The following is a 24,195-nucleotide window of genomic DNA, read 5'->3' on the forward strand; positions in this document are numbered from 1 at the left end:
AACTAAACGTTCTACTTGCTCAACAATCCAATTGATCCTGCTGATTTACCTGGAAGCCGTACGCTCTGCTTCTTCCTGAATTTCTACTGCATACCAGCTTGCAGGATCTCCATTTTCCTCCACATAAGCTTCCATTCCACTCATTCCCCGATGGTAAGCGGTCAGTGCATAATCCCAGTCTCCGTATTTCTCATACAAATAATCGAGGTACGTGACTGAAAGCTGAATCGCATAGTGCGGATCAAACAAGAGTTCTCTCTCATACGGCAGTCCCGCTTTCTCCGCGATCCACGGCCCCGTATTTTCCATAAATTGAGCCAGGCCATACGCATGGCCATATTTCGTTTCCGGCCCTACGAGATCAGGATCGAACGTATCACCTGTTTCCACCCGAAGCAGCTCGTACACGAGCAGTGGACTGATGTCATGCTTCTCTGCTTCAAGTGCAAGAAGCAGTCCCCAATCCTTTTGAAACTCTCCGTCGCTGTCTTCATACAAAAGCGCAGCTGTTTCTTCAGCTTCCTGCCAATTTACAGCACCTGATACTTCATACCTTTCAGGCAATTTATTGATTTCTTCTTCTAAAGAAAGAAAATGTTCGTCCAGTTCCGTTTTGCTTTCCCCTGCTTTACGGTCTGCACTCGTCTGCGTAGATACTTCCTGTTTCGATTCTATATATCCGCTTCCAAGTAAAAAAGTCGTTCCAATTAAAAATATAGTCGCAGCAAGCATTGTTAAAAAAGAGCGGTTCAATCTATGTTCCTCCTTCGTTTCGTCAACCATCATCTGGCACAATGCATCATGATAACGAAGGCAGGCACAAATTGCAAGCCATTGTGTTTATGAAGTCATTCCTGCTTCATTCCCGGTACCTGGGCGTCTAAGCAGCCGGACGAGATACCCTCTCTTTGGTGCAAAAAAGAACGCCAGGGCAAAGAAGCAGGAAGCTGCAAGCACAATTGATCCGCCGGAAGCTACGTCGTAGACGACCGAGGCGAAAAGGCCGATGACCGACGATAGAACACCGAACATAGCCGACAAGGCAATCATGACCGGGAAACGGTCAGTGAGCAAATACGCAGTAGCCCCGGGAGTGATCAGCATAGCTACAACCAGTATAATACCGACTGTTTGCAAGGAGGCAACCGTGACGAGTGATAACAGAAACATAAACATGTAGTGGATCCGCTTTACAGGAAATCCTGCTGCCCTCGCCATCGTTTCATCAAACGTGCTTAACAGCAGCGGTCTGTAAAAAATAACAATGCTGACCAGTACGACGGCTCCGATAGCAAGAGTTGTATAGAAATTAGCTGACGATACTGCGAGAACATTACCAAACAGATAGTGCATTAAATCAACAGAAGTGCCCCTCAATGATGTCATGACGACGATTCCGAGTGCGAACATGGCTGTAAATAAAATACCGATAGAGGCATCGTCTTTAATTCGGCTGTTTCTCGAAACGAAACCAATAGCGAGGGCCGTTGCTACCCCTGTAATAAATGCGCCGATAAACATGCTTGTCCCGAGCATGTATGAAAATACCACACCCGGCAGAACGGCATGGGAAATAGCATCTCCCATCAGGGCCATTCCCCTCAAAATGATAAAACATCCTGTTACACCGCAGATGATCCCTACAAGAATCGAGGTAAATAATGCATTCTGGAGGTACGGATATTGAGCAACCTGCTGAATAAACATGCTGATTTCATTGATCATGGTCCAACAACCACCATTTCTTTATCAGACTGCAGAACCGCAGCATGATCTCCATAAGCAGCTTTAATGGTCTCTGCCCGGAAGGATTCACGAACAGGTCCTGCTGCAATTAATCGTTCGTTAAGCAAAATCAGCTCATCGAAATATGTTTCTACTTTACTTAAATCGTGATGAACGACAAAGATCGTTTTTCCTTCATTTTTTAATTTTTTCAAGAGACTGACAATGATCTTTTCTGAATTCATATCGATGCCGACAAACGGTTCATCGAGGAAAAAGTAGTCTGCATTTTGAGCCAGCGCTCTCGCGATAAATACTCGCTGCTGCTGACCGCCGGACAGTTCTCCAATCTGTCTGCCGGCAAACTGCTCCATTCCGACCTGGGCAAGTGCTTCAAGCGCCTTTTTTTTATCTGACTGCGCGAGCCTCCGGTACCACGGCACATGAACGAAACGTCCCATTGTCACCACATCCTTGACAAGTACGGGAAAGTCCCAGTCAATATCTGATCGTTGAGGCACGTAGGCTATATTGCTGCGGTGTTTGTCCACCGCATCTCCGGAAAACTCTACGGTTCCACTGTATTTTTCCAGTCCCAGCATGGATTTCATTAATGTAGATTTGCCAGCTCCGTTTGGTCCGACGATTCCGATAATACGACCTGCGCCGATTTCAAACGAAATGTGATCCAGCGCCTGCTTTCCGTAATAATGAACGGAGAGGTCTTTTACTGAAATTGTGTTTTGCATTTGCAGCACCTCCTGTACGAGTCCCCAAAAGTTGCACTAAGGAAACTTTTTTATCATAACTCAATTATAAGGCAGAAGAGAGCTAGATGCAATCGATCTTTCCCGTTTGAATGCAGCAGTTAATCAGCCTTGATAAGGGTTCCGAATATGTCTGGCTGGACAGCCTTTTTCTTCTGTAACTTTAAAAAATCCGTCTGCTCGTTTGAACAGACGGAACACATTTCCAGTTAAAGCTGTTGAATCTTATCCTTCAGCGAGCTGTCAAACTGACGATTTTTAATCATATCGATTTCATGCTTATACGGAGCTTTTTTATTTTTCTTGTCTTCACCAACGTATGGCGTTTCAAGAATTTTCGGGACAGTGCTGAACACATCGTGATAGATAATCCGTTCCAGCGCATCAAACCCTATATGCCCGAATCCAATGTTTTCGTGACGGTCTTTGCCGGCTCCACGCTCATTTTTACTGTCGTTGACGTGAACGACTTTGATTCTGTCCAGTCCGACGGTGCGGTCAAACTTTTCCAGTACGCCGTCGAGATCATGAACAAGATCATATCCTGCATCATGTACATGGCACGTATCAAAGCATACGGACAGTTTTTCGTTATGCGTGACTCCATCCATAATCGCAGCTAATTCCTCAAAGGTACGGCCGCATTCAGACCCTTTGCCAGCCATCGTTTCAAGTGCAATCTGTACGTCTTGATCCGGATTAATCACTTCATTAAGTCCTTCAATAATTTTCTGAATGCCCGCCTCAGCGCCTGCGCCGACATGCGCTCCCGGGTGAAGCACAATTTGTCGAGAGCCCAGTGCCTCTGTACGGTCAATTTCACTTCGTAAAAAATCGACCCCCAGTTGAAAGGTTTCTGGCTTTACTGTATTTGCAATATTAATAATATAAGGAGCATGCACGACAATGTTGGACATGCCGTTTTCTTCCATATGAAGGCTCCCCGCCTCAATATTTAACTCTTCGATCGGCTTTCGGCGAGTATTTTGCGGTGCTCCGGTATAAATCATAAACGTTGAAGCACCGTAGGAAGCTGCTTCTTCGCTTGCTCCCTGGAGCATTTTCTTCCCATTCATTGATACATGTGATCCAATTAGCAACGTGTTGTCCTCCCTTGCGTTCATTACTTGCGGCCGCGGGATTCTTTCGCTGTACTGCGGCGTTCAATTCTGCGTTTCCGCTTGTGCTCACGCTCTGCTTTAGCACGAGCTTTTTTCTTATAGGCAGGCTTTACCTTCGTACTCTTGCGCTTCATTGGCATCGGCGCCTGCTTGGAAGGCCGGTTATCCGAACGGCGCTCCACCGTAACCCAGCTGCCCTGTTTCCACTCTTTGTACTCAAACGTAATGCCTTTTTGCCTCAGCTTCGCAATTGATGCTTCATCGCTTCTGCTGAAGAGCGTGATACTAAGCCCGTCCCACCCTGCTCTCGCAGTTCGTCCGGATCTGTGAATGTAATAATCAAGTTCTGTAGGAATTTCAGCGTTAATAATATGGCTGACTCCCGTGATATCAATGCCTCTTGCAATGAGGTCTGTTGCTACCAGGTACTGTACATCCGCCTCCTGCAGTCGTTTCAGCACCTTTTTCCGCTTCCTCGGCGCAATTCCGCCGTGCAGAAGGTCGACGTTCAGTCCCTTATCAAGCAGCACGGAGTAAATCGCATCTGCTGTCTCTTTCGTATTACAGAATACAATAGCAAGAAACGGGTTTATCCGCTCTGTAAGCTTAACGATCACCTCTTCTTTTGGACGATCCTTATCGCTGATCAGCCAATGCACAAGGTTTTCCGGGGAAAGCTCTTTCGGCTTCACTTCAATCTGCTTAGGCTGGCTCATGTACTTTTTGAGAAAAGGCATAAGGCTTTCCGGAATGGTTGCAGAAAAGACCATCAGCTGCGTATTCTCATGCAGAGAAGCAGCAATCCCGTTCACTTCTTCTAAAAAGCCAAGTTCGAGCATTTGATCCGCTTCATCGACGACAAATCCCTTCACGGTGTCTGTCTTCAACGCCTGTTCGCGGATCATGTCGAGCACTCTTCCCGGGGTGCCAACGATAATATGCTGACCTCCTGCTACTTTATCCAGCATTCGAACCCGGTCCGTTCCGCCTGTCACCAGCAGGGAAGTCACGTTTTCAGGCGCGAAATCCTGTAATACTCCGTATAACTGGGAAGCGAGTTCACGTGTTGGTGCTGTTATAATATACTGCGTCTTTTTTTCTGCGGGATCGACGTTTGTCAAAATAGGAAGCAGAAAAGCAAGCGTTTTTCCGGTTCCTGTCTGTGATTTTCCGATCACGTCCTGGCCTCGCAGAATAGACGGAATAAGCCGCTCCTGAATTTCTGTTGGCTGAGAAATATCCTTCTTTTTTAATCCATCAATCAGTTCCGCTCTCAGCTGAAACCGTTCGAAATTATGACCTGTCATGTTCTATCATCCTTTGCTTTGTATAGCCGTTTCTAACCTAACAGTTTATTTTAGCACGATTCTCAGCTCGGGACTATAGGTTTTCGTGTGCTTTTTACCATTATATGATAAACTTAAAGCACTATGGAAAGAATGGAGGAACGCTGATGTTTACAGTTGGTGATAACGTTGTCTACCCGGGCCACGGTGCGGGAAAAGTTAAAGACGTATCCAGAAAAACAATTCTCGACGAAGAACAGTTCTACTTTGTCATTTTCTTTCCTCTTCAAAAAATTACGCTCAGTCTTCCGGAGAAAACGATTCAGGAATCCGGACTGCGACCTGCGAATACTCAGACGGAATGCAGCTCCCTGCTCGCTTCTCTTTCAGAACGCGATCCCGTCAACGAATTTCCCAAACCATCAGGACGTCAGGATGAGCGCCTTCGTTCCGGCTCCATGGATGATTGTGCAGACGTTTTCTTCGAATTGACGTGTAAAAAGACAATTCACCAAAAGCTTCATATGCAGGAGAAAAAAAGCTTGGAGCTTTCAAGAAAGCTGTTGATCAGCGAACTGATGCTGGTACACGACGCATCGGAAACAGAAGCAGCTCTTATGCTCGACAGCCCAATGGACACGTTATTGAAAGAGCGGCTGTAATCTCCATCTCGGTGTTTGTCAGGGAAGCCCTCTCGTATTATAATAGGGTGCAGTACGAAGTTATACCGGAGGAGGAGTACCGCCAATGGAAGTTATGAAAATCTCACCTCGAGGTTACTGCTACGGTGTAGTAGATGCGATGGTGATGGCAAAAGAGGCAGCTGCAGACCCAAATCTGCCGCGTCCTATTTATATTTTAGGCATGATCGTGCATAATAAGCACGTGACAGATGCATTTGAAGAAGATGGTGTGATCACGCTCGACGGACCTAACCGTCTTGACATACTTAAAAAGGTCGAAAAGGGAACGGTAATTTTTACCGCTCACGGTGTATCGCCTGAGGTTCGCAAACTTGCTGCCGACAAAGGCCTTAAAACAATTGATGCTACGTGCCCGGATGTAACGGTTACCCACGATTTAATCCGCGGCAGAAAAGACCAGGGATATGAATTTATTTATATCGGCAAGCGCGGCCATCCGGAGCCTGAGGGAGCAATCGGTGTTGCACCTGATATTGTCCACCTGGTGGAAAACATGGATGATGTTGAAACGCTGCAGATTGATTCCGAAAAAATCATTATTACCAACCAGACGACGATGAGTCAGTGGGATGTCCGCCATTTGATCGAAGCCGCTCATAACCGGTATCCGCACGCTGAGATTCATAATGAAATTTGCAACGCGACACAAGTTCGTCAGGAAGCCGTTTCCGAACAAGCAGGAGAAGCTGATCTTCTTCTTGTTGTCGGGGACCCAAAAAGCAATAACTCGAACCGGCTTGCACAAGTATCAAAAGAAGTAGCCGGTACAGAGGCTTACCGGATCAGCAACGTCAACGACATTAATCTGGAATGGCTGAAAGGTATCAATAAAGTCGCAGTCACAGCAGGGGCCAGCACCCCTACTCTGATTACAAAAGAAGTCATCAAATTTTTAGATCAGTTTGATGAAGACGACCCCCATACCTGGGATACGACCAGCACCGTAAAACTTTCTAAAATCCTGCCGAAAATCCGAAAAAAACGGACTGCTGGAAAATAAGAATCCATTTAAGAAAGCCCGAAGACACTTTGTCTTCGGGCTTTTCGACTACATAAACTGGAAAGGATCCGTATTTATTTCTGACACAATGACCTCTGTCGTGCTTTTCTGATCTCTAAGCCAAGACGAAAGCTGTTCAGCAAGCGCCTGTTTCATGATCTGTTCAACATGATGGCCAGGATCAATCATTGTCAGTCCTTCCATCCAGGCATCATGAGCCACGTGGAAATAAAGATCACCTGTTACGTATACGTCTGCTCCTTGACGAAGCGCGTGCATCGTATATTTATTGCCGTCTCCGCCTAACACAGCTGCCTTTGTAATCGTTTTATCTAAATCGCCTACAACCCTGACTCCATTAACCCCAAACGCTTCTTTTACACGCTCTGTAAATTCCCGAAGCGTTACCGATTGATCCAATTTTCCAATCCGGCCTAATCCGTAGGTCCTGCCTGGATTATCAAGTGAATAAATATCGTAGGCTGCTTCTTCGTACGGATGCGCATCCAGCATCGCCCGAATTACCTTCCGTTCTAATGATGCCGGGAAGATCGTTTCGATTCGTTCTTCTTCGGGCCGCTCCATCCTTCCCTTCGTACCAATATATGGATTCGCGCCGCTTCCCGGGATAAAGGCTCCTTTGCCCTCTGTTGAGAACGAACAGTGGCTGTAGTCGCCGATATGACCGGCACCAGCTTGACCAAGTGCATTTCTCACTGCATCCGCGTGATCGTGCGGAACAAAGACGACCATTTTTTTGAATTTCTCTTCGGTTACGGGAGCCAGCGCTGCCGTATCACGTATTCCGAGTGCGTCAGCCATCATGTCATTAACGCCACCCTCTGCCACATCGAGATTCGTGTGAGCAGCAAAAACGGTAATATCGTGCTTAATCAGCTTTTCCACCGCCCTGCCATAGGACGTATCCGTGTTCAGCTGCTTGAGGGGACGGAACAGAAGCGGGTGATGCGCAATAATCATATCTACACCATTTGCTACAGCCTCATCTACAACCGGTTCCAAGACATCTAATGTTATCATGATTTTCGATGCTCTTTTTTTGACAGAGCCAATTTGAAGACCAATTGGATCTCCTTCGACTGCTAATCGTTTTGGAGCATGCTGTTCCATAAACTGCAGTACTGTCTGAACATGTACATCCGTCATCCCAATACCTCCTCCAGCCAGTTTAGCTTCTGTGTCATTTCTTTCTGCCGGTCTTCGGTCCGTGCATTTTCTGCCATCTGCAGCTGTGCCTTAATTCGTTGCAGCTGATCGTATTCTTTTTTCCATTTATTCATAAAGGCTTCATTACGCTGTTTTATTAAATACGGACCCAGCCACATCTGCTTTTCCAGGTCGTCCTTACTGTATGGGTTAACGCCGGACCGGTCCGCACAGAGTACTTCGTAAACATGCCCATCCTCTTCAACAGCTGCTTCTTCGATCAGCGACCAGCCGTTTTTATACAGCCAGCGCCGTACGTGATCTGAGGCAATATTCGGCTGAAGAACAAGCCGCTTTACATCCGGGAGATAGGCTTGGCCGTTTTCCAGAATATCAGCGATTAACGGTCCGCCCATTCCTGCAACTACGACTGTATCTGCTTTGCGCCCCTCTAAAACCTCTAGTCCGTTCCCCAGTCTAGCTTCTACCTTATCCTGAAGCTGATTCTGCATAATCTTTTCTCTCGCAGAAGCAAGAGGGCCTTCGTTCACTTCTCCTGCTATTGCATATTCACAAATCCCGTTTCCTACGAGGTACACAGGCAAGTACGCATGATCTGAACCAATATCTGCAATTGTTCCTTCATGCAGGACATATTCTGCGACTTTCTCCAGCCGCTTGGATAAATGCTGTTCGTTCACCACTGTCACCTTATTTCCTTATCTTTTTTATCGCTTCTATCAAAAGATGATATCATACAATCTTCATGCACGCAGCCGCAGCAGCGGAGAGTCGTTAGTTTGAGCGTAAAAGTGCAACGCATAAGCTGAACCCTATCGTAACAAACATCTTACCTAAAACAAACACCTGACGAAGCGCCTTTTAAACAGCTGGGGCCGGTAGTTGAAAAAAGCCTCAGACTCCATTGCAGTCTGAGGCTTTTGCCACGTTAAGGTAATCATACAGCAGGGCTGCTACCATTGAGGGAGGCAGCCCAAGCCGTTCATGCTTATTCCTGGGACAGAATATACTCTGCCACAGCTTCTGCTTCTTCTCCGTCCTCAACAAGGCCTGCAGGCATTGATCCTGGTCCTTCATTGATCGCAGCTACAATCTCTTCCTCGGAGTAAGCTCCTCCGTCCAGTGCTGGACCTGTGCCGCCCTCCAGATCACCGCCGTGACAGGAAGCGCAGTTTCCTTCATACAGATGCTCTCCGAGTTCAATCGGGTCATCAAATTCTTCTTCCTGGGCATTTTCTTCGTTTTCGTTTCCATTTTCAGCAGCCTCTTCCCCGCCGATGTTAAGTCCGACAAGAGAAAGGAAGAAAACGAGCAGAAGACCCAGCGCAGCAGTTGCTGCGAATGGAAATAATGGTCCACCTCTCATAGCTATGTACCTCCCTTACGTTCCAGTACGATAAATTAAGGCTTTATATAAGTGCCCGAGCTCAGCTCTCTTTTATTGTATATGAAATATGAAAAGATGAAAAGAGATTTCAAAAGAAGCTTTCCAGCTTTTGAAAGCGGTTGTTCACAAAATGCTCATAGTTTTAACAGACTGGTCATAAGGGCAGGGTCATCTGTAATGACCCCTGTCAGGCCGCTCCGCCTGCACCTGGAAAAATCCGCTTTGGTTTTGCAGTTATACGCTCTCACAGTAAGCCCCTGCTTCATCCAGGGCCGGTAATACATGGACGACTGCACGCCGTGACGGATGTGGATGCCATCTGCCTGAACCTTTTCGGCATATTTTCCGCCTCGGCGGAATGGTGTCTTTGTCAGCAGCGCTGTGCTGATCGTCGGCTGTCTGCGCTTCACTTCCGCGATATAGGAATGATAGAACGTTGAAATGACAGTTCGCTCGACGAGTCCATGCTTTCGTAAAACAGCCAGGCATCCGTCCGCAAAAACGCCTGCCTTTACATGTACCTGCTGCTTCAGCTCTAAATGAAGCGTCAGATTTGTAGCTGCGATCCACGTACACAGCTCTTCAAGTGATGGGATTACAGCATCCGGGTAGCGGCGGTCATACTCCTTATCAGCGCGCAAATGTATCAGCTCTTTTGCCGAGAACGTATTCACGTTACCGCTTTTATAGGTCGTCCGGTCGACGGTTGGATCATGAATGATGAATGGAACGCTGTCACTGGAAAAATGAACGTCGCATTCAATTCCGTCAATCGGATACTCAGCTGCTTTTTTAAAAGACAGCATTGTATTTTCCGGATATTGCCGTTTAAACCCCCGGTGTCCGATAATTTCCATCTGTCTGACACTCCCTTTCTGATTGGTTACAAACCGGCCAGGATAAAAAACAGCAGCACAGCAAGCCCGGCTCCACCGGCAGCAATCAAATACACCCGTTTAAAGAACAGACCCGCTGCCAGCCAAACAGCAGCCGCAGCCCCGGTCATCATGCCGGTTTGTCCTGGTGTAAGCATCATCCATGCACTCCATTGAATCGCTGCTGCTAAAAGGAACAGAGCCGCAGCAGTCGTAAATAGATGATGGAGCATGCCTCTTCCCGCTCTTGTGTGGTAGGCTGAGACCCCTGCTGCCAAGGTGGCTGCTGAGGCTGTTAGCGCAGCCGGAGGCACCGGCAGCAAGAAAACGGCAGCAATGAGCAGCATAAAAAATGCCGTCCAGGCAGCTGCTTTCCCCCATGGCTGTTGCTTTGCCGCAGCAGGTTCGTCTGCGTAAAGCTTCAGAAGAAACTGACAATAGTGCTCTGGAAGCATCCGATTCTTCTGCCATTTTCGTATTTCTCTTACGATAACCTCTTTATCTGTCATCTCATCCTGCTCCCCTTTTCCAGAAGGATTTTCTCTCTTTCTGGTGGAACCGTCTTATAAGCAGCCCTTTCTTTATCGAGAAAACGCTCTGTAAAAAAACACCCCTGCTGCTTTAAGCGGCAGGGATGCAACAAACACCTTTATTCGAGAAAATCCTTCAGACGCTTGCTTCTGCTCGGATGCCGCAGCTTACGCAGAGCTTTGGCTTCAATCTGACGAATTCGCTCACGAGTAACACCAAATACTTTACCAACTTCTTCCAGTGTCCTCGTTCTGCCGTCGTCCAGACCGAATCGAAGTCGAAGAACATTCTCTTCCCGGTCAGTAAGTGTGTCCAGCACATCCTCCAGCTGTTCTTTTAACAGCTCATATGCTGCAGCGTCGGACGGTGCCAGCGCTTCCTGGTCCTCAATGAAATCTCCAAGGTGAGAGTCATCTTCTTCGCCGATAGGAGTCTCCAGTGAAACAGGCTCCTGTGCAATCTTCAGAATCTCCCGGACTTTATCCGGAGTGAGATCCATCTCTTTGGATACTTCTTCCGGTGTCGGCTCACGGCCAAGGTCCTGCAGCAATTGTCGCTGCACACGGATCAGTTTATTGATCGTTTCCACCATGTGCACCGGAATTCGAATTGTTCTGGCCTGGTCGGCAATAGCACGGGTAATCGCCTGTCTGATCCACCATGTTGCATAGGTACTGAACTTAAAGCCTTTGTCGTAATCAAACTTTTCCACAGCTTTGATCAGACCCATATTTCCTTCCTGAATCAAATCCAGGAAGAGCATCCCCCGGCCGACGTAGCGCTTTGCGATACTGACAACGAGTCGCAAATTCGCTTCTGCGAGCCGTCGCTTCGCTTCTTCATCTCCATCTTCAATCCGTTTCGCCAGCTCAATTTCTTCGGCGGCTGACAAAAGCGGAACGCGGCCGATTTCTTTCAGATACATTCTGACAGGGTCATTAATCTTAATGCCCGGCGGTACGCTGAGATCGTTTAAATCGATTGCTTCTTCCTTCTGAACCTGCTGAATGCTTGGCACGGATTCACTCTCGTTAATGATTTCAACACCCTGCTCTCCAAGGTATTCAAAGAAATCATCCATCTGCTCCGAGTCCTGATCAAATGCTCCCAGACGCTCGGTGATTTCAGCGTATGTCAATGAGCCTCGCTTTTTCCCGGACTCCAGTAACTGTTCCTTTACCTGATCGATGGTCAAATCGCCTTCCGTCAGCGGACGGATTGGTTTCTCAGCCATACGACCCCTCCTTCCTCATGATCACAACGGCATGATCAGCTGTGAAGCTTTGACTTCAGCTCCACAAGCTGGTTAATATACTGCTTAAGCTCTTCTACGTCAGACGTGCGCTTCATCAGATCCTGAAGCTCTTCAATCCGCCGCTTAATCGGCGCCCGATGAAGAATCTGATCAGCGTAGTCTTCAAGCACCTGCTCCGGCAGGTCCTGGTGAACCTGTTTCATTGCAAGTGCTGCTGCTTCTTTTTTCAAACCAGGATCTTCAACAGAGCTGATAAAGGCAGCCGGATCGCTCTCATGGCCGGCTGCATAGTAACTGTATAACAACGCTGCCAGCGCCTGATACGTTTCCTGCTGGAAGGACGCGCCAACTCGCTCCTCTACAAAAGCTGCCGCATCCTGAGAATGCATCATAAAGCTGATTAAATCACTTTCTGCCCGTTCATCTGCGGTCATCAGCCTGCGTCCGGCATGCTGCTGTGTTTCCATTTGTATAGCAGCTTTCTTTTGCTTTGTACGGGCTTTAACAGTATTCTTGATCTTCTCCCCTAATTCCTGCTTCAAAACGTCATACGAGAGAGAAAATTCTTCCTGGAGCTGTCGCAAGTAATGATCCTGTTCAATCGCCTTTGGAAGAGCCGCAATTTCCTTGAGCATTTCTTCGACATATTTCAGCTGATCGGCTTCCAGCTCCATGTTCTTATTTTCTTTTAAGAATACAGATTTAAATTCCATCATAGTCAGAGGTCTGCCGATGATAGTTTCAGCGAATCGTTCGGGACCATGATGTTGAATATAGTCGTCCGGATCCATTCCTTGCGGCAGCACAGCTACGGCAACTTCCAGTCCGGCAGCCTGAAGAATGTCCGCATTTTTCCACGAAGCCTGACGTCCGGCTTTGTCTCCGTCGAAGCAGAGAACGACCTTATCGGCATTTCGTCTGATCATACGGGCCTGTTCCTGTGAAAGTGCCGTCCCGAGTGAACCTGTACCATGTTCTATACCCGCGCGATAAGCGGAAATAACATCAACGTAGCCTTCAAACAGCACCGCTTCATTTTTACGTCTGATTGCAGGTCTTGCTCCGTGAAAATGGTACAGCAGACGGCCTTTATTGAACACATCGGACTCCGGACTGTTTAAATATTTCGGACTGCCCTCATCCAAAATCCGTCCGCCAAACGCAATAATTTTCCCGCGCTTATCCCAAATCGGGAACATAATTCTCCCACGAAAACGGTCGAAGGCTCTGCCTCCATCGGCTTTACGGGCAAGCAAACCTGCATCAGCCATATCATCAGGTTCAAGTCCACGCTTTTTCAAAAAGTCGGTAAGAAAATTCCAAGATTCCGGTGCAAACCCGATTTGAAAGGTTTCAATCATTTTTCGAGTAAAGCCTCGAGCTCTTAAATACTCCCGGGCCCTTTTTCCTTCAGGAGACTCTAATAACAGGTGATGATACAGCTTAGCCGCAAGCTCATGCCCTTTATACCAGGCGGAACGAGGGTTTTGCTCTTCTTCATCCTGACTGACTGCCTCTTCCGGAAGTTCAACGCTCGTTTTTCCGGCAAGCTGCTGGACGGCCTCAGGAAATGACAGTCCTTCATACTCCATGACGAACGTCACAACATTGCCGCCAACGCCGCAGCCGAAGCAGTGGTAGAGCTGTTTATCCTGAGAAACAGAAAAAGAGGGAGTTTTTTCCCCATGAAAAGGACACAATCCTGAAAAATTGCGTCCCTGCTTTTTTAAATCCACGTATTCACTGATCACGTCTACAATGTCGAGTTCTTTCCGGACTGCTTCTACAGTCTCTTCCGGGATATGACGGCTCATCCTTCGTCCCCGCCTTCTCTCAATGCTTTCAACAGTTCGACAAAATGATTTTCAAATTGTACGTCAGCAGACCGTTTGCGCTTGGAAGGACCTTTCCCATATATGCCTCGGCGTCTGGCCTCTTTCTTCGCATGCCGCCATTCAAGCACAGCATCCGCTGCTTCCTCCCTGAAGCGGATACCATTCGAATGAATAACGTAAACGCCTCTTGCCGAAAGAATAGAGGCTAAGCCAAGATCATCAGTTACAGCAATATCGCCAGCAGCTGTTTCGCTGATCATTCGAAAGTCCGCTGCATCAGCCCCCTGATCGACGATGATCGTCTTCACCCTCTCCGGCAGTGAGGAACGGGTGTGGGCATGTGAGTGAACCAGCACCAGCTGAAAGCCATACTGTTCTGATAGTGTTATAAGCTGAGGTACCACGGGAATTGAATCCCCGTCTGCGAAAACATGTAAATGCTTCATAGTAGTATATTCGATCCCCGCCTCGTTTTTCCTGCCTGTTTACATGAAATAAACGGGAAACCGTTTTGCCGGCATCTGGCAGCGAATGACTGTATGCCGACAAGGAGGGTCCGTTTTCTTTTCAACCTGTCGTTCTGCGAAATATTTCAAGTAACCACAATATTTCATTATAATTGATTTTTATTGGTTTGGAAAGAAAAAAGATTACTATCAGGAGGATCTTGTTTGTACCATCTGGTAAATAATGTTTGCTGTTTCCTCAACTGCTTTTGTGGAAACGTCGAGTACCCGGCACCCGATCCGGTCCATGATGGTATCCGAATAGGCGAGCTCTTCCTCAATTCGCTGAATCGTTGCATAGTTCGCTTCTGCTTTCAGCCCAAGCGCTTTCAACCGTTCTGCGCGTATCCCGTTCAGCTTTTCCGGACTGATCTTCAGCCCGATTATTTTTTCGGGCTGGATCGAAAAGAGCTCTTCAGGAGGCTCCACCTCCGGTACGAGCGGAACGTTTGCTACTTTCAGCCGTTTGTGAGCCAAATACTGTGACAGAGGCGTCTTGGAGGTTCTCGACACGCCAACCAGCACGACATCTGCACGCAGAATGCCTCGCGGATCACGTCCGTCATCATATTTTACAGCAAACTCGATCGCTTCTACTTTTCGAAAATAGTCCTCATCAAGCGTGTGAATTAAACCGGATTCATTTTTAGGCTTTGTCTGCAGCCTATCTTCCATCAGCGTGAGCAGCGGGCTTAATATATCATAAACCGGGAGACCTTCTTCTGCGGTGCGCTTCAGTACATACTCACGCGTTTCCGGGATCACAAACGTGAATGCAATCAGCCCATTGTTCTCTTTTGCTTCGGCGATTACCTCATCTACTGTGCCCGTATCCTCCACGTAGGGGATACGCCGGATCGAGGTCATCGATTCCTCAAATTGACTGATGGCCGCCTTAACGACCAGCTCAGCTGTTTCACCAACTGAGTCAGACATCACATATACGGTGACATGATCCTGTTCCTTCATGCGCCTCCACTCCTTTTATCCATCTTCTCTGCTAAGCTCCACGAAAGCCTTGGTAATATTGGTTTTCGTCAGGCGCCCGATGACATCCAATTTTCCATCTGCATCCTGTTTCACTACCGGCAGACCGTCAATTTGCTTGCTGATCAGTTTATTGGCTGTTTCAAGCATGGTTTCATCTGGATAACATACCGTTACATTTGGCATTCTCGTCATAATAATGCTGACAGGGATACCCTCCAAGTCCTGCTTTCCCATACTGGCACGCAGCAAATCCTTGCGGGAAACGATACCGACAAGCTTATTACGGCCATCTGTTACAAAAAGCGTACCGACATCTTCTAAGAACATAGATACAATCGCGTCATATACGGAAGCTGCTTCAGGTATGACAACAGGTATAGACTGAAAATCCTTGACCTTCAGCTTCAGCAGCTTGTCTTTAAACAGCTGTCCGCCGGTTTTGCCGGTATAGTAGTACCCTACTCTCGGACGGGCGTCGAGATAGCCGGACATGGTCAACACAGTGAGGTCAGGCCTTAGAGTTGCCCGCGTTAATGCGAGCAGCTCTGCGATTTTTTCGCCGGTAATCGGCCCTTTTTCTTTCACAATTTCTACAATTTTCTGCTGCCTTTCGGATAGTTCCATGATGCCACCGCCTCTCTTATCGCTGACGCTGTTATTCAGAGTGAAATACGATCTGCTGGAAATCAGCAAACTGTCTGATCAGCGAAGCCGTCTGATGCATGTGGAACAGTCGGTTTTGTTTCAGCTGCTCATCTTCCGCCATTACCATCACATGATCAAAGTAGTCATTGATGACCGGAACGATACTCTGCAGCTGGCGGTAGGCCTGCTCTACATTTCTCTCATTAAGAGAGGTTTGGAGCGGCTCTTCCACTTGTATGCAAGCTTCAGCAAGGCTGCTTTCCTGATCCTCCTGAAATAATGCAGGGTCAGGACGCCCCGGAGAACTTTTTTTCGAGATGTTCGTTACGCGGCTGAAGGCTTCCGTATCTTTTTTAAACGATTCCTTATCCAGCTGGTTCATGAGAAAGTCACTTTTCGCAACTGCCTGAGCAGGAACGTTCCAGCCGGAACGGATAACGGCATCTGTTACGTCATAGCGAATGCCTCTATCTTTCAGCAGCTGACGGAAGCGAAGTTCAAAGAAATCTTTGACGTCTTTAAACACCTCTTCGTGCGGTCTATTCAGCAGCTTGTTTTCATCGAGCATCCCGAGCAGCTTCTGAATAAATGCAAAAAGATCAAAGGACCAGTTTCCGTCCAGGTAAATTTGCAATACCGCTGCAGCCTGTCTTCGCAGACCATACGGATCCTGAGAGCCCGTAGGGATGCGCCCGATGCCGATGCTTGTTAAGATCGTATCAAGCTTATCCGCTGTACTGACGATTCTTCCTGCTTCTGTTTCCGGGAGTGAATCTCCTGCATGCTTTGGAAGATAGTGCTCACGGATCGCTTTCGCTGTATCCGGCTGCTCTCCGTCGTGGATCGCATAATATTCTCCCATCAAACCTTCGAGCTCTGGAAATTCATCGACCATATGCGTGACGAGATCTACTTTGGACAGTCTGGCCGCCCGCTGAACGGTCTGCTGAAGGCTTCCTTCCCCATGCAGTAGCGAGGCGAGCTGCAGGGCTCCTGCTTCAATGCGTGCTGTTTTATCTGCCATCGTACCAAGCTCTTCGTGGTAGACGATTGATGCCAGCTTCGGGAGTCGTGATTCGAGAGAGCCTTTCAGGTCTTCTTCATAAAAGAATTCGGCATCTGCAAGTCTTGCGCGCAGCACTTTCTCATTGCCTCGACGGACATTATCCAGGTGAAGGTGGTCCCCGTTGCGTACAGTAATAAAGTGAGGCGCCAGCTTCCCTTGTTTGTTTTTCACTGGAAAATATCGCTGATGCTCCCTCATCGAAGTAATGAGCACTTCGTCCGGCACGTTCAAAAAGCTTTCGTCAAAAGACCCGGAAAGAGCTGTAGGGTATTCGACCAGGTTCGTTACTTCTTCAAGCAGCCCTTCGTCGATTGGGATTTCCCAGCCTTCCTCTGCTGCAATGTCCTGAATCTGCGTGCGGATTGCTTCTTTTCGCTTGTGAGGGTCTACGATAACATGCTGGCTCAGCAGCTCTTCCTCGTATACGTCCGCGCTGGTAAGATCAGCAGCGTCGCCGAGAAAGCGGTGTCCGTGTGTGATCTTTCCTGTTGGAATACCTGTGATCTCAAACGGAATCACCTCAGACCCAAACAAGGCTGTCAGCCACTTGACCGGCCGGACATAACGAAGCTGATAAGAGCCCCACTTCATGTTTTTCGGGAACGTGATAGCAAGCAGCACGCCGCGAAGCTCCGGAAGAAGCTCCATTGTGCGCTTACCTGTCGTCTTCTTTAAGGCAAATACGTAACGTTCCCCTTTTACCTCTTTCAAGTACAGATCCTCTGTTGATACTCCCTGCCCTTTTGCAAATCCGAGAGCCGCTTTCGTCCATTCTCCGTCGTTTAAGGCAATTTTTTCAGAAGGTCCGCGAGCTTCTGTTTCCATATCAGGCTGCTGAACGGGAACGTCATTCACCTTTACCGCGAGTCGTCTTGGAGTAGAAAAGCTGGTAACCGCCGAATATGTCAACCGCTTATCTTTAAGCCAGGCCTCCACTTTGCTTTGAAGTTCCTGTCTGGCACTTGTTACGAACCTGGCCGGCATTTCCTCCAGACCGATTTCAAGCAGCAGTGTCGATTTACTCATGGCTCAGTTCCTCCTTCAACATTGGAAATCCTAGTGTTTCTCTCGCAGCATAATACGTTTTCGCACATTCTCTTGCCAGGTTTCGAACGCGTGTAATGTAGCCGCCCCGCTCCGTAACAGAGATAGCTCCCTGGGCGTCGAGCAGGTTAAAGACGTGTGAACATTTCAAAACATAATCGTAAGCTGGTATTACAAGCTCTTCGCGCAAGCAGGAAGCAGCCTCTTTTTCGTACGTGCTGAACAAGTCAAACAGCATGCTTCGGTCGGCAGTTTCAAATGCGTATTTTGATTGTTCATATTCGTTTTGCCTGAATACATCCCCGTAAGTAAAACCATCCACCCACTCCAGGTCATACACGTTCTCTTTATCTTGTATATACGAAGCGAGCCGTTCAAGACCGTACGTAATTTCAACCGATACCGGACTTGCATCCAGACCGCCTACTTGTTGAAAATAGGTGAATTGCGTAATTTCCATCCCGTCCAGCCACACTTCCCATCCGAGGCCCCAGGCCGCAAGCGTCGGTGCTTCCCAGTTGTCTTCTACAAATCGGATATCGTGCTTCAACGGATCAATCCCGAGCTGACGCAGGCTTTCCAAATAAAGCTCCTGGATATTATCAGGTGAAGGTTTCATGATTACCTGAAACTGGTGGTGCTGATAGAGCCGGTTCGGATTTTGGCCGTACCTGCCATCTGCGGGTCTTCTTGACGGTTCTACATAGGCTACGTTCCACGGTTCAGGGCCGATGCTTTTTAGAAACGTCATTGGATTCATTGTGCCTGCACCTTTCTCCACGTCATAGGGCTGAAGCAGAAGACAGTTCTGTTCTCCCCAGAATTTTTGCAGCGTCAGAATCATTTCCTGTACATTCATCATGCATTTCCCCCTTGTTAGTCTGCTCTCGTATCGGTGCAGGAACGAAAAAACTCCCGTCCCTATATCCGCACCAGTTACGGATATAGGGACGAGAGTCGTTGTCTCCCGCGGTTCCACCCTATTTGCGCCGGTTCAGCGCCTCTTTCAGCTAGCCTGCTCCGAAATGCCTTCACTAAGGAGGGTGTCATCCGGCTTCCACTGTTCCGGATTCGCTGTAGGACGTATCTCTCAGCTACTACTTTTCTTCTACGCAGTATCGTTTCTAAATCTTACGAAAGATCATCGTTTCTGTCAACATAAATATCATCCATCTTTTCCAGCTGCTCCAAAAAGCGTTTCGATTTGACATAGACGCCGACATACTCATCATAATACGCATCGAGGAGCACCTTCAGCTGTTTTTTCGTTTCAGGCTTTACGGATGTTTTCCCGATTCGCGAGGGACTGATCTGTTGAAACAGACGCATCAGTCTGACAGCTGCCGGTCCTACTGGAAGAGTGTAGCGGCGCAGATGAATACAGTCTCTGCACAGCACCCCCGCATGCTCCAGAGAAAACTGCAGCTGCTCGTCAACTGTTCCACAGTTGACGCAGGCGTGAAGGGTTGGCGCTGCGCCGGTTACGTAGAGCATCTTCGTTTCAAAGAGCCGGATCAGCACCTCCGGATCTTCTTCCCCGTTCATATGCTGCAGCACATGATACAGCAGCTCGTACAGACCGGGATACGTTTGATTGTCTTCCGTCAGTTTATCCAACAGCTCCACTGCGTACGAAGCATAAGCGGTTTTAATCAGATCGCTCCTGATATGACGGTGGGAATCAATAATGTCTGCTGACGACAGGCTTCCCATCCCTCTTCCCTTTGAATACACAAACACAGCCTGTATAAACGGCTGGGCAGCGGGAGCGAAGCGGCTTTTCGTTTTTTTAGCTCCTCTTGCCATCAGCGCAGCTTTACCTGATTGTTCGGTAAATACCGTCACAATTTTATTGGTTTCTCCGTAATCTGTTGTCCGGAGCACGATTCCTTCCAGTTTATGAAGCACGTAAACTGCCTCCCTCAGCGGTCAGTATTCATCCTGATCATAGCCGAATCCGCGCAGCTGCTTTGGCTTATTGCGCCAGTCTTCCTCTACTTTGACCCAAAGCTCAAGAAAAATTTTCGAGCCGAGCATTGTTTCAATATCCTGACGGGCGAGCTTGCCGATTTCCTTGAGCATCCGTCCCTGCTTGCCGATAATGATTCCTTTTTGGGAACTCCGTTCGACTACAACCACTGCCCCCACATAAATCGTGTCACTCGTCTCCCGTTTTTTTATTTGTTCGATTTCCACTGCTACTGAGTGGGGGATTTCTTCGTGTGTTAAATGAAGCACCTTTTCACGGATCATCTCAGACATTAGAAACCGCTCCGGGTGATCCGTGACCTGGTCTTCAGGATAAAACTGCGGTCCCGCTTCGAGACGCTCGAACACCTGAGTCACTAGAGCATCTACATTGTTTCCGTCTTTCGCGGATACCGGAATCACTTCGGTGAACGAGTGCTTTTTCATATATGATTCGATAAGCGGAAGCAGCTTGTCCGGATGAACCAGATCTATTTTATTGATAACAAGATAAACCGGAGTTTCTACACCTGCGAGGCGGTCCATGATAAATTCATCGCCTTTTCCCATGCCAGCCTCTGCGTCTACAAGAAACAGAATGATGTCCACCTCTCGAAGCGTTGTTACAGCGGTTTTTGACATAAAATCTCCGAGACGGTGCTTCGGTTTGTGAATCCCTGGCGTATCTATGAAGACAATTTGTCCCCGTTCTTCCGAATAGACACCTTGGATCCGGTTCCTTGTCGTTTGCGGTTTGTCGCTCATGATCGCGACTTTTTGGCCGAGAAGCTGATTTAACAGGGTCGATTTCCCCACGTTTGGTCTGCCAATTAAGGCGGCAAAACCAGACTTATAGTCGTTATTTTCCATGTAAATCATCCTTTGAAAAAGCTCCGGGCAGCAGGTCTGCAACGGTTGTTTCCTGCACATCTCCCTTTGTATTTGTTAAATAAACCGCTGTTTCCGGCTGCAGCAATTCTGCCATGACCTGCCTGCATGCACCGCACGGCGAAACGGGCCCTTCGGTATTCGCTGCTACTGCAATCGCCTGAAAGTCGCGCTCCCCCTCCGAAACCGCTTTAAAGATCGCTGTCCGCTCACCGCAGTTACACATGCTATATGCGGCATTTTCAATATTACATCCTGTATAAACAATTCCTTGAGCGGTCTGCAGGGCTGCCCCTACCGGAAATTTGGAGTACGGAACATAGGCCCGCTCCATCGCTTCAACTGCTTGATTCATTAACATTTCTTTACTCATAGTAACCACCTCACTGCAAAACAAGTTCTGCTATTTTTGGTATGAAAATCAAACATCCGATCAGCGCAGCAGTACAGGAAAATACGAGTACTGCTCCGGCTGCTGTATCTTTTATAATTTTAGCTCGTTCGTCATATGTCTGAACAATTAAATCGGTGATGTGTTCAATCGATGTATTAAGCAGCTCAAGACAGAGCACGGCTCCAATCGCAGCGGCTAAAACCGCCTGCTCAAGCAGAGGAACGCTGAGCAGCTGGGCCGCGATGAAAACGAGCACCGCTGCCGTAGTGTGTATCCGGAAATTCTGTTCGTGACGCCACGTATAGCGGATCCCGGCTGCAGCGTACCGGAAGCTCTGCTTAAGCCTGTTGAGAGAAATAAATGGACTATTGTTTTTGGATGCCATGCTGATGGAGAATATCCTTTTGCTTGTCGATCATCTGCTGCTCTGCTTGCTCTGTATCGTGAACATAGCCATTCAGGTGCAGAAAGCCGTGAACGGCGAGGAAGCAAATTTCTCTCTCCAGGCTGTGTCCATATTCCTCTGCCTGACGAACGGCTGTGTCTACCGATATAATGATATCGCCAAGCATCAGCGGCATATCTTCCGGAAAAAATGCCTCTTCCTCTTCCATTGGAAAAGATAGAACGTCTGTGGCGGTATCTTTATCGCGGAACTCCCGATTCAGCTTTCGAATTTGGTCGTCTCCGGTAAATGTCACCGACAGCTCTGCTTCCTCTGGAACATTTTCACTGCTGCATGCTGTTTCCAATACATTTTCAAGCGTCTTTAGCAATTCGTCATTCAATTTATTCGTTTCATCATAGATATCGATGGTCCAGCTCATGCTTAATCCCCTCCTGTCTTTTTAAGCTCCTTCTCATCAGGATAGTCGATCCGCGAATGGAACGTTCCTTTTAGCGTTTCACATATCGATGCGTGAACGGCATGCAGCTCCTTAAGCGTTAAATCGCAGTCATCAAACTGTCCATCGTTGAGCCGGTCTTTAATAATCGCACGCACCAGCCCCTCCATCTTTTCGTACGTCGGCGCCTGCATCGAGCGTACCGCAGCTTCCACACTGTCAGCTATACCGACAATGGCACTTTCTTTTGAGGCTGCCTTTGGTCCCGGATACCGGTACGAGGACTCCGTCACACTGCCGTCTTTTTCTTTCGCCTTCACGTAGAAATACTTTAAAAGCGTGGTTCCGTGATGCTGTTCCGCAATATCAATAATTTCTTTTGGGAGCCTCTCTTCACGAAGCATAGCAGCTCCGTCATAAGGGTGGGCAATGATAATTTCCGCACTTTTCTCCGGTGGAAGCTTGTCATGAGGATTGGCAATTCTCATTTGATTTTCAATAAAAAACTGCGGCCGTTTCGTTTTGCCGAGGTCATGATAATAAGCGCCGACTCTCGCAAGCAGACCGTCTGCTCCAATCGATTCACAGGCACTTTCGGCTAAATTGGCAACTACTACACTGTGGTGGTAGGTTCCCGGCGTTTCAAGCAGAATTTTCCGAAGCAAAGCGTTATTCGGATTTGACAGTTCAATCAGCTTTGCAGGGGTCAAAACCCCAAATCCTGTTTCAAAAAATGGAAGCAGTCCGGCGGCCAGTACGACTGCCACATAGCCTCCAAGAGCTGCTGCAGCTGCGTAAAGCGCATATTCGCTCCATACAAAAGGCTGATTTTTAATGAGCAGTATACTGATGACCACACCAGTGTTAACAAGCGCAATCCACGATCCTGTTTTCAGCAGTTTTTTCGTTCGCGCAGTCTTATCCAGAAAAAATACGCCTGAAAGAGAGCTGAAAAAGACAAACAGTCCAACGCCGAATTCAAACGTCTGCGTCGTATTTTGATTGAACATAATAGAAGCTGCTACCGCCAGAAAAAAACTCATAAACACGGCAACGCGTGCCTGAATCAGTACCGCTGTAAGAATCGTTCCTAACGCAGCCGGCACAAGATAGGGTAATCCGGTTATTTCCAGCGGCTGAAGCAGACTGACACTTTTCATAACGGCAAGGGTGACCATTGTGAGCAGTAGAAAAAGCAGTAAGAGCGTATTGTTCTCGCGCAGTGGAGTTCTCGCCTCCCGCAGGTAAATGGCCAACATCCAAACAAGGAAGAAAATAACCAGACCAAGACCAGCTAGAGGGGGCAGGTCTGAGGTTTCTTCCGTCAGACCTGCAAGCGCCATCTGTTCATATATTTCCGCAGTGATCACTTGTCCCTCTTCTGCGAGAAGCTGGCCTTCACGAATCAGCACAGGTTCAACAAGATCTTCTGCTGAATTTCTGGCTTCAGCTGTCGCATCCTCATCGATCATATAGTTTGCAGTGATGCCGCTTCTCGATAATTCCGCGAGCGCATCAGACAGTTCAGCGCGAAGTGCGGCAGCCCTGACTCTTTGTTCTGCCCGATCCCGCGCCTCGTTCACTTCATCAAGTGCTACTTCATCCGTCATAACATCAAATACTGCACTTGTGGTAGCTTCTTCAGCAGTCTGGAGCTCTTCTGCATCTGATTCCAGCAGCGTAACCAGGGAGCCGTCGCTCATCTGTTCTTCTATTTCAGGCGAAAGGCGATCTCTCAGCTCAACTGTCTGTTCGTTCATCGTCCAGACTTCCTGCTCTTCAGTTCCACCTTCTTCATCTCCAGGACTGCTTAATTCTCCTGCCTGCCCACGTACTTCGAGCTGCACCAGCCGAACAGATTGAAAAACATCCTGAACCCGCTCCATTTGGTTATCGGCGTATCTCGGCTTCAACGAATATACCGGCTCAACGCTGTCCGCAGCTTCCTGCTGCAGCCGCTCCGTTTCTTCTTTGTTCTCAATTGTCACCGGAGACCGCACATCCTGACCGGAGACACTTCCGGGCTCAAGATCGAGATCCTCGGTTAACACATTTGGTACCAGCATGACATACAGGATCAATCCGAGCAGCACAAACAATGCAAAACGGATGTATCGGTGCCGCTTTAGTTTATTCCAGATTGGATGCTGCTCAATAGATGATCGTCCCATCATG

At 48.0% G+C, this 24,195-nt stretch carries 25 protein-coding genes; 2 read left to right on the forward strand and 23 right to left on the reverse strand.

The genetic code is table 11. The features are described from left to right. Window positions 1–45 precede the first annotated feature (45 nt). The 5 genes from ACFO4L_RS16320 to ACFO4L_RS16340 all read right to left on the reverse strand — a co-directional run bounded on the left by ACFO4L_RS16320 (window position 46) and on the right by ACFO4L_RS16340 (window position 4,920). Window positions 46–753 carry a lytic transglycosylase domain-containing protein gene (locus ACFO4L_RS16320; protein ID WP_377910724.1) on the reverse strand — a complete coding sequence of 236 codons (708 nt, stop codon included), beginning with the start codon at window positions 751–753 and terminating at the stop codon, window positions 46–48. An 87-nt stretch (window positions 754–840) separates the two neighbouring features. Continuing rightward, window positions 841–1,725, reverse strand: coding sequence for a metal ABC transporter permease (locus ACFO4L_RS16325; protein WP_377910726.1), 885 nt, complete (start codon window positions 1,723–1,725; stop codon window positions 841–843). Next, window positions 1,722–2,474: a metal ABC transporter ATP-binding protein gene (locus ACFO4L_RS16330; protein ID WP_377910727.1), complete on the reverse strand. Its 753-nt coding sequence runs from the start codon at window positions 2,472–2,474 to the stop codon at window positions 1,722–1,724. The genes ACFO4L_RS16325 and ACFO4L_RS16330 overlap by 4 nt, the downstream gene beginning before the upstream one ends. Before the next feature lie 227 nt (window positions 2,475–2,701). Then, the gene (locus tag ACFO4L_RS16335) at window positions 2,702–3,616 is read right to left on the reverse strand and encodes a deoxyribonuclease IV (RefSeq protein WP_377910728.1); all 915 of its coding nucleotides are present in this window, start codon (window positions 3,614–3,616) and stop codon (window positions 2,702–2,704) included. Further along, window positions 3,616–4,920: a DEAD/DEAH box helicase gene (locus ACFO4L_RS16340; protein WP_377910729.1), complete on the reverse strand. Its 1,305-nt coding sequence runs from the start codon at window positions 4,918–4,920 to the stop codon at window positions 3,616–3,618. Before ACFO4L_RS16340 ends, ACFO4L_RS16335 begins: the two co-directional genes overlap by 1 nt. Window positions 4,921–5,066: 146 nt before the next feature. Between ACFO4L_RS16340 and ACFO4L_RS16345 the strand changes: the two genes are divergently transcribed. Both ACFO4L_RS16345 and ACFO4L_RS16350 read left to right on the forward strand, forming a co-directional pair. Beyond that, window positions 5,067–5,561 carry a CarD family transcriptional regulator gene (locus tag ACFO4L_RS16345; RefSeq protein WP_377910730.1) on the forward strand — a complete coding sequence of 165 codons (495 nt, stop codon included), beginning with the start codon at window positions 5,067–5,069 and terminating at the stop codon, window positions 5,559–5,561. Between the two features lie 85 nt (window positions 5,562–5,646). Continuing rightward, on the forward strand, window positions 5,647–6,603 hold the full coding sequence (locus ACFO4L_RS16350) for a 4-hydroxy-3-methylbut-2-enyl diphosphate reductase (RefSeq protein WP_377910731.1): 957 nt from the start codon (window positions 5,647–5,649) through the stop codon (window positions 6,601–6,603). Between the two features lie 48 nt (window positions 6,604–6,651). Here ACFO4L_RS16350 and ACFO4L_RS16355 read toward each other — a convergent pair whose 3' ends face one another. The 18 genes from ACFO4L_RS16355 to ACFO4L_RS16440 form a co-directional block, all read right to left on the reverse strand. After that, on the reverse strand, window positions 6,652–7,770 hold the full coding sequence (locus ACFO4L_RS16355) for a Nif3-like dinuclear metal center hexameric protein (RefSeq protein ID WP_377910732.1): 1,119 nt from the start codon (window positions 7,768–7,770) through the stop codon (window positions 6,652–6,654). Beyond that, on the reverse strand, window positions 7,767–8,471 hold the full coding sequence (locus ACFO4L_RS16360; protein WP_377910733.1) for a tRNA (adenine(22)-N(1))-methyltransferase: 705 nt from the start codon (window positions 8,469–8,471) through the stop codon (window positions 7,767–7,769). The genes ACFO4L_RS16355 and ACFO4L_RS16360 overlap by 4 nt, the downstream gene beginning before the upstream one ends. Window positions 8,472–8,779: 308 nt before the next feature. After that, window positions 8,780–9,157, reverse strand: coding sequence for a c-type cytochrome (locus ACFO4L_RS16365; protein WP_377910734.1), 378 nt, complete (start codon window positions 9,155–9,157; stop codon window positions 8,780–8,782). A gap of 155 nt (window positions 9,158–9,312) precedes the next feature. Further along, window positions 9,313–10,035 (reverse strand): glycerophosphodiester phosphodiesterase, encoded by a 723-nt coding sequence (locus tag ACFO4L_RS16370; RefSeq protein WP_377910735.1) that lies wholly within the window; start codon window positions 10,033–10,035, stop codon window positions 9,313–9,315. A 26-nt stretch (window positions 10,036–10,061) separates the two neighbouring features. Further along, window positions 10,062–10,562 (reverse strand): hypothetical protein, encoded by a 501-nt coding sequence (locus ACFO4L_RS16375; protein ID WP_377910736.1) that lies wholly within the window; start codon window positions 10,560–10,562, stop codon window positions 10,062–10,064. A gap of 140 nt (window positions 10,563–10,702) precedes the next feature. Beyond that, window positions 10,703–11,818, reverse strand: a complete 1,116-nt coding sequence (gene rpoD, locus ACFO4L_RS16380; RefSeq protein ID WP_377910737.1) for an RNA polymerase sigma factor RpoD — start codon at window positions 11,816–11,818, stop codon at window positions 10,703–10,705. Window positions 11,819–11,853: 35 nt separating this feature from the next. Continuing rightward, on the reverse strand, window positions 11,854–13,653 hold the full coding sequence (gene dnaG / locus ACFO4L_RS16385) for a DNA primase (RefSeq protein ID WP_377910738.1): 1,800 nt from the start codon (window positions 13,651–13,653) through the stop codon (window positions 11,854–11,856). Further along, a complete protein-coding gene (locus ACFO4L_RS16390; protein WP_377910739.1) occupies window positions 13,650–14,078 on the reverse strand; it encodes a DUF188 domain-containing protein in 429 nt (142 codons plus the stop codon). The genes dnaG and ACFO4L_RS16390 overlap by 4 nt, the downstream gene beginning before the upstream one ends. Before the next feature lie 252 nt (window positions 14,079–14,330). After that, entirely contained in the window at window positions 14,331–15,149 is an 819-nt protein-coding gene (locus ACFO4L_RS16395; RefSeq protein WP_377910740.1) for a pyruvate, water dikinase regulatory protein, read from the reverse strand. Window positions 15,150–15,164: 15 nt separating this feature from the next. Beyond that, complete coding sequence (locus tag ACFO4L_RS16400; protein WP_377910741.1) at window positions 15,165–15,794, reverse strand: helix-turn-helix transcriptional regulator; 630 nt, start codon at window positions 15,792–15,794, stop codon at window positions 15,165–15,167. Between the two features lie 31 nt (window positions 15,795–15,825). Continuing rightward, window positions 15,826–17,907, reverse strand: a complete 2,082-nt coding sequence (gene glyS, locus ACFO4L_RS16405) for a glycine--tRNA ligase subunit beta (protein ID WP_377910742.1) — start codon at window positions 17,905–17,907, stop codon at window positions 15,826–15,828. Next, window positions 17,900–18,784, reverse strand: coding sequence for a glycine--tRNA ligase subunit alpha (glyQ, locus tag ACFO4L_RS16410; RefSeq protein ID WP_377910953.1), 885 nt, complete (start codon window positions 18,782–18,784; stop codon window positions 17,900–17,902). The genes glyS and glyQ overlap by 8 nt, the downstream gene beginning before the upstream one ends. Window positions 18,785–19,056: 272 nt before the next feature. Beyond that, complete coding sequence (gene recO / locus ACFO4L_RS16415) at window positions 19,057–19,833, reverse strand: DNA repair protein RecO (protein ID WP_377910743.1); 777 nt, start codon at window positions 19,831–19,833, stop codon at window positions 19,057–19,059. Window positions 19,834–19,854: 21 nt separating this feature from the next. Beyond that, window positions 19,855–20,763, reverse strand: coding sequence for a GTPase Era (gene era / locus ACFO4L_RS16420; RefSeq protein ID WP_377910744.1), 909 nt, complete (start codon window positions 20,761–20,763; stop codon window positions 19,855–19,857). Beyond that, a complete protein-coding gene (locus tag ACFO4L_RS16425; protein WP_377910745.1) occupies window positions 20,753–21,154 on the reverse strand; it encodes a cytidine deaminase in 402 nt (133 codons plus the stop codon). The genes era and ACFO4L_RS16425 overlap by 11 nt, the downstream gene beginning before the upstream one ends. A gap of 10 nt (window positions 21,155–21,164) precedes the next feature. Beyond that, window positions 21,165–21,560 carry a diacylglycerol kinase family protein gene (locus ACFO4L_RS16430; protein WP_377910746.1) on the reverse strand — a complete coding sequence of 132 codons (396 nt, stop codon included), beginning with the start codon at window positions 21,558–21,560 and terminating at the stop codon, window positions 21,165–21,167. Then, window positions 21,541–22,002 carry an rRNA maturation RNase YbeY gene (ybeY, locus tag ACFO4L_RS16435; protein WP_377910747.1) on the reverse strand — a complete coding sequence of 154 codons (462 nt, stop codon included), beginning with the start codon at window positions 22,000–22,002 and terminating at the stop codon, window positions 21,541–21,543. Before ybeY ends, ACFO4L_RS16430 begins: the two co-directional genes overlap by 20 nt. Before the next feature lie 2 nt (window positions 22,003–22,004). Then, complete coding sequence (locus ACFO4L_RS16440) at window positions 22,005–24,194, reverse strand: HD family phosphohydrolase (protein ID WP_377910748.1); 2,190 nt, start codon at window positions 24,192–24,194, stop codon at window positions 22,005–22,007. Window position 24,195: the final 1 nt, after the last annotated feature.

Origin of the sequence: Bacillus daqingensis (genome assembly GCF_042654445.1) — a bacterium.
In the GTDB taxonomy this organism is placed as follows: domain Bacteria; phylum Bacillota; class Bacilli; order Bacillales; family Salisediminibacteriaceae; genus Alkalicoccus; species Alkalicoccus luteus.

Coding starts and splice junctions, on each gene's coding strand:
- ACFO4L_RS16425 (WP_377910745.1), bottom strand. CDS start 21,154: ATGAGTAAAGAAATGTTAATGAATCAAGCAGTTGAAGCGATGGAGCGG.
- ACFO4L_RS16395 (WP_377910740.1), bottom strand. CDS start 15,149: ATGAAGGAACAGGATCATGTCACCGTATATGTGATGTCTGACTCAGTT.
- ACFO4L_RS16350 (WP_377910731.1), top strand. CDS start 5,647: ATGGAAGTTATGAAAATCTCACCTCGAGGTTACTGCTACGGTGTAGTA.
- ACFO4L_RS16340 (WP_377910729.1), bottom strand. CDS start 4,920: ATGACAGGTCATAATTTCGAACGGTTTCAGCTGAGAGCGGAACTGATT.
- ACFO4L_RS16370 (WP_377910735.1), bottom strand. CDS start 10,035: ATGGAAATTATCGGACACCGGGGGTTTAAACGGCAATATCCGGAAAAT.
- ACFO4L_RS16365 (WP_377910734.1), bottom strand. CDS start 9,157: ATGAGAGGTGGACCATTATTTCCATTCGCAGCAACTGCTGCGCTGGGT.
- glyQ (WP_377910953.1), bottom strand. CDS start 18,784: ATGAATGTACAGGAAATGATTCTGACGCTGCAAAAATTCTGGGGAGAA.
- dnaG (WP_377910738.1), bottom strand. CDS start 13,653: ATGAGCCGTCATATCCCGGAAGAGACTGTAGAAGCAGTCCGGAAAGAA.
- ACFO4L_RS16345 (WP_377910730.1), top strand. CDS start 5,067: ATGTTTACAGTTGGTGATAACGTTGTCTACCCGGGCCACGGTGCGGGA.
- ACFO4L_RS16440 (WP_377910748.1), bottom strand. CDS start 24,194: ATGATGGGACGATCATCTATTGAGCAGCATCCAATCTGGAATAAACTA.
- ACFO4L_RS16375 (WP_377910736.1), bottom strand. CDS start 10,562: ATGACAGATAAAGAGGTTATCGTAAGAGAAATACGAAAATGGCAGAAG.
- ACFO4L_RS16400 (WP_377910741.1), bottom strand. CDS start 15,794: ATGGAACTATCCGAAAGGCAGCAGAAAATTGTAGAAATTGTGAAAGAA.
- glyS (WP_377910742.1), bottom strand. CDS start 17,907: ATGAGTAAATCGACACTGCTGCTTGAAATCGGTCTGGAGGAAATGCCG.
- ybeY (WP_377910747.1), bottom strand. CDS start 22,002: ATGAGCTGGACCATCGATATCTATGATGAAACGAATAAATTGAATGAC.
- ACFO4L_RS16430 (WP_377910746.1), bottom strand. CDS start 21,560: ATGGCATCCAAAAACAATAGTCCATTTATTTCTCTCAACAGGCTTAAG.
- era (WP_377910744.1), bottom strand. CDS start 20,763: ATGGAAAATAACGACTATAAGTCTGGTTTTGCCGCCTTAATTGGCAGA.
- ACFO4L_RS16325 (WP_377910726.1), bottom strand. CDS start 1,725: ATGATCAATGAAATCAGCATGTTTATTCAGCAGGTTGCTCAATATCCG.
- ACFO4L_RS16330 (WP_377910727.1), bottom strand. CDS start 2,474: ATGCAAAACACAATTTCAGTAAAAGACCTCTCCGTTCATTATTACGGA.
- ACFO4L_RS16355 (WP_377910732.1), bottom strand. CDS start 7,770: ATGACGGATGTACATGTTCAGACAGTACTGCAGTTTATGGAACAGCAT.
- rpoD (WP_377910737.1), bottom strand. CDS start 11,818: ATGGCTGAGAAACCAATCCGTCCGCTGACGGAAGGCGATTTGACCATC.
- ACFO4L_RS16335 (WP_377910728.1), bottom strand. CDS start 3,616: ATGAACGCAAGGGAGGACAACACGTTGCTAATTGGATCACATGTATCA.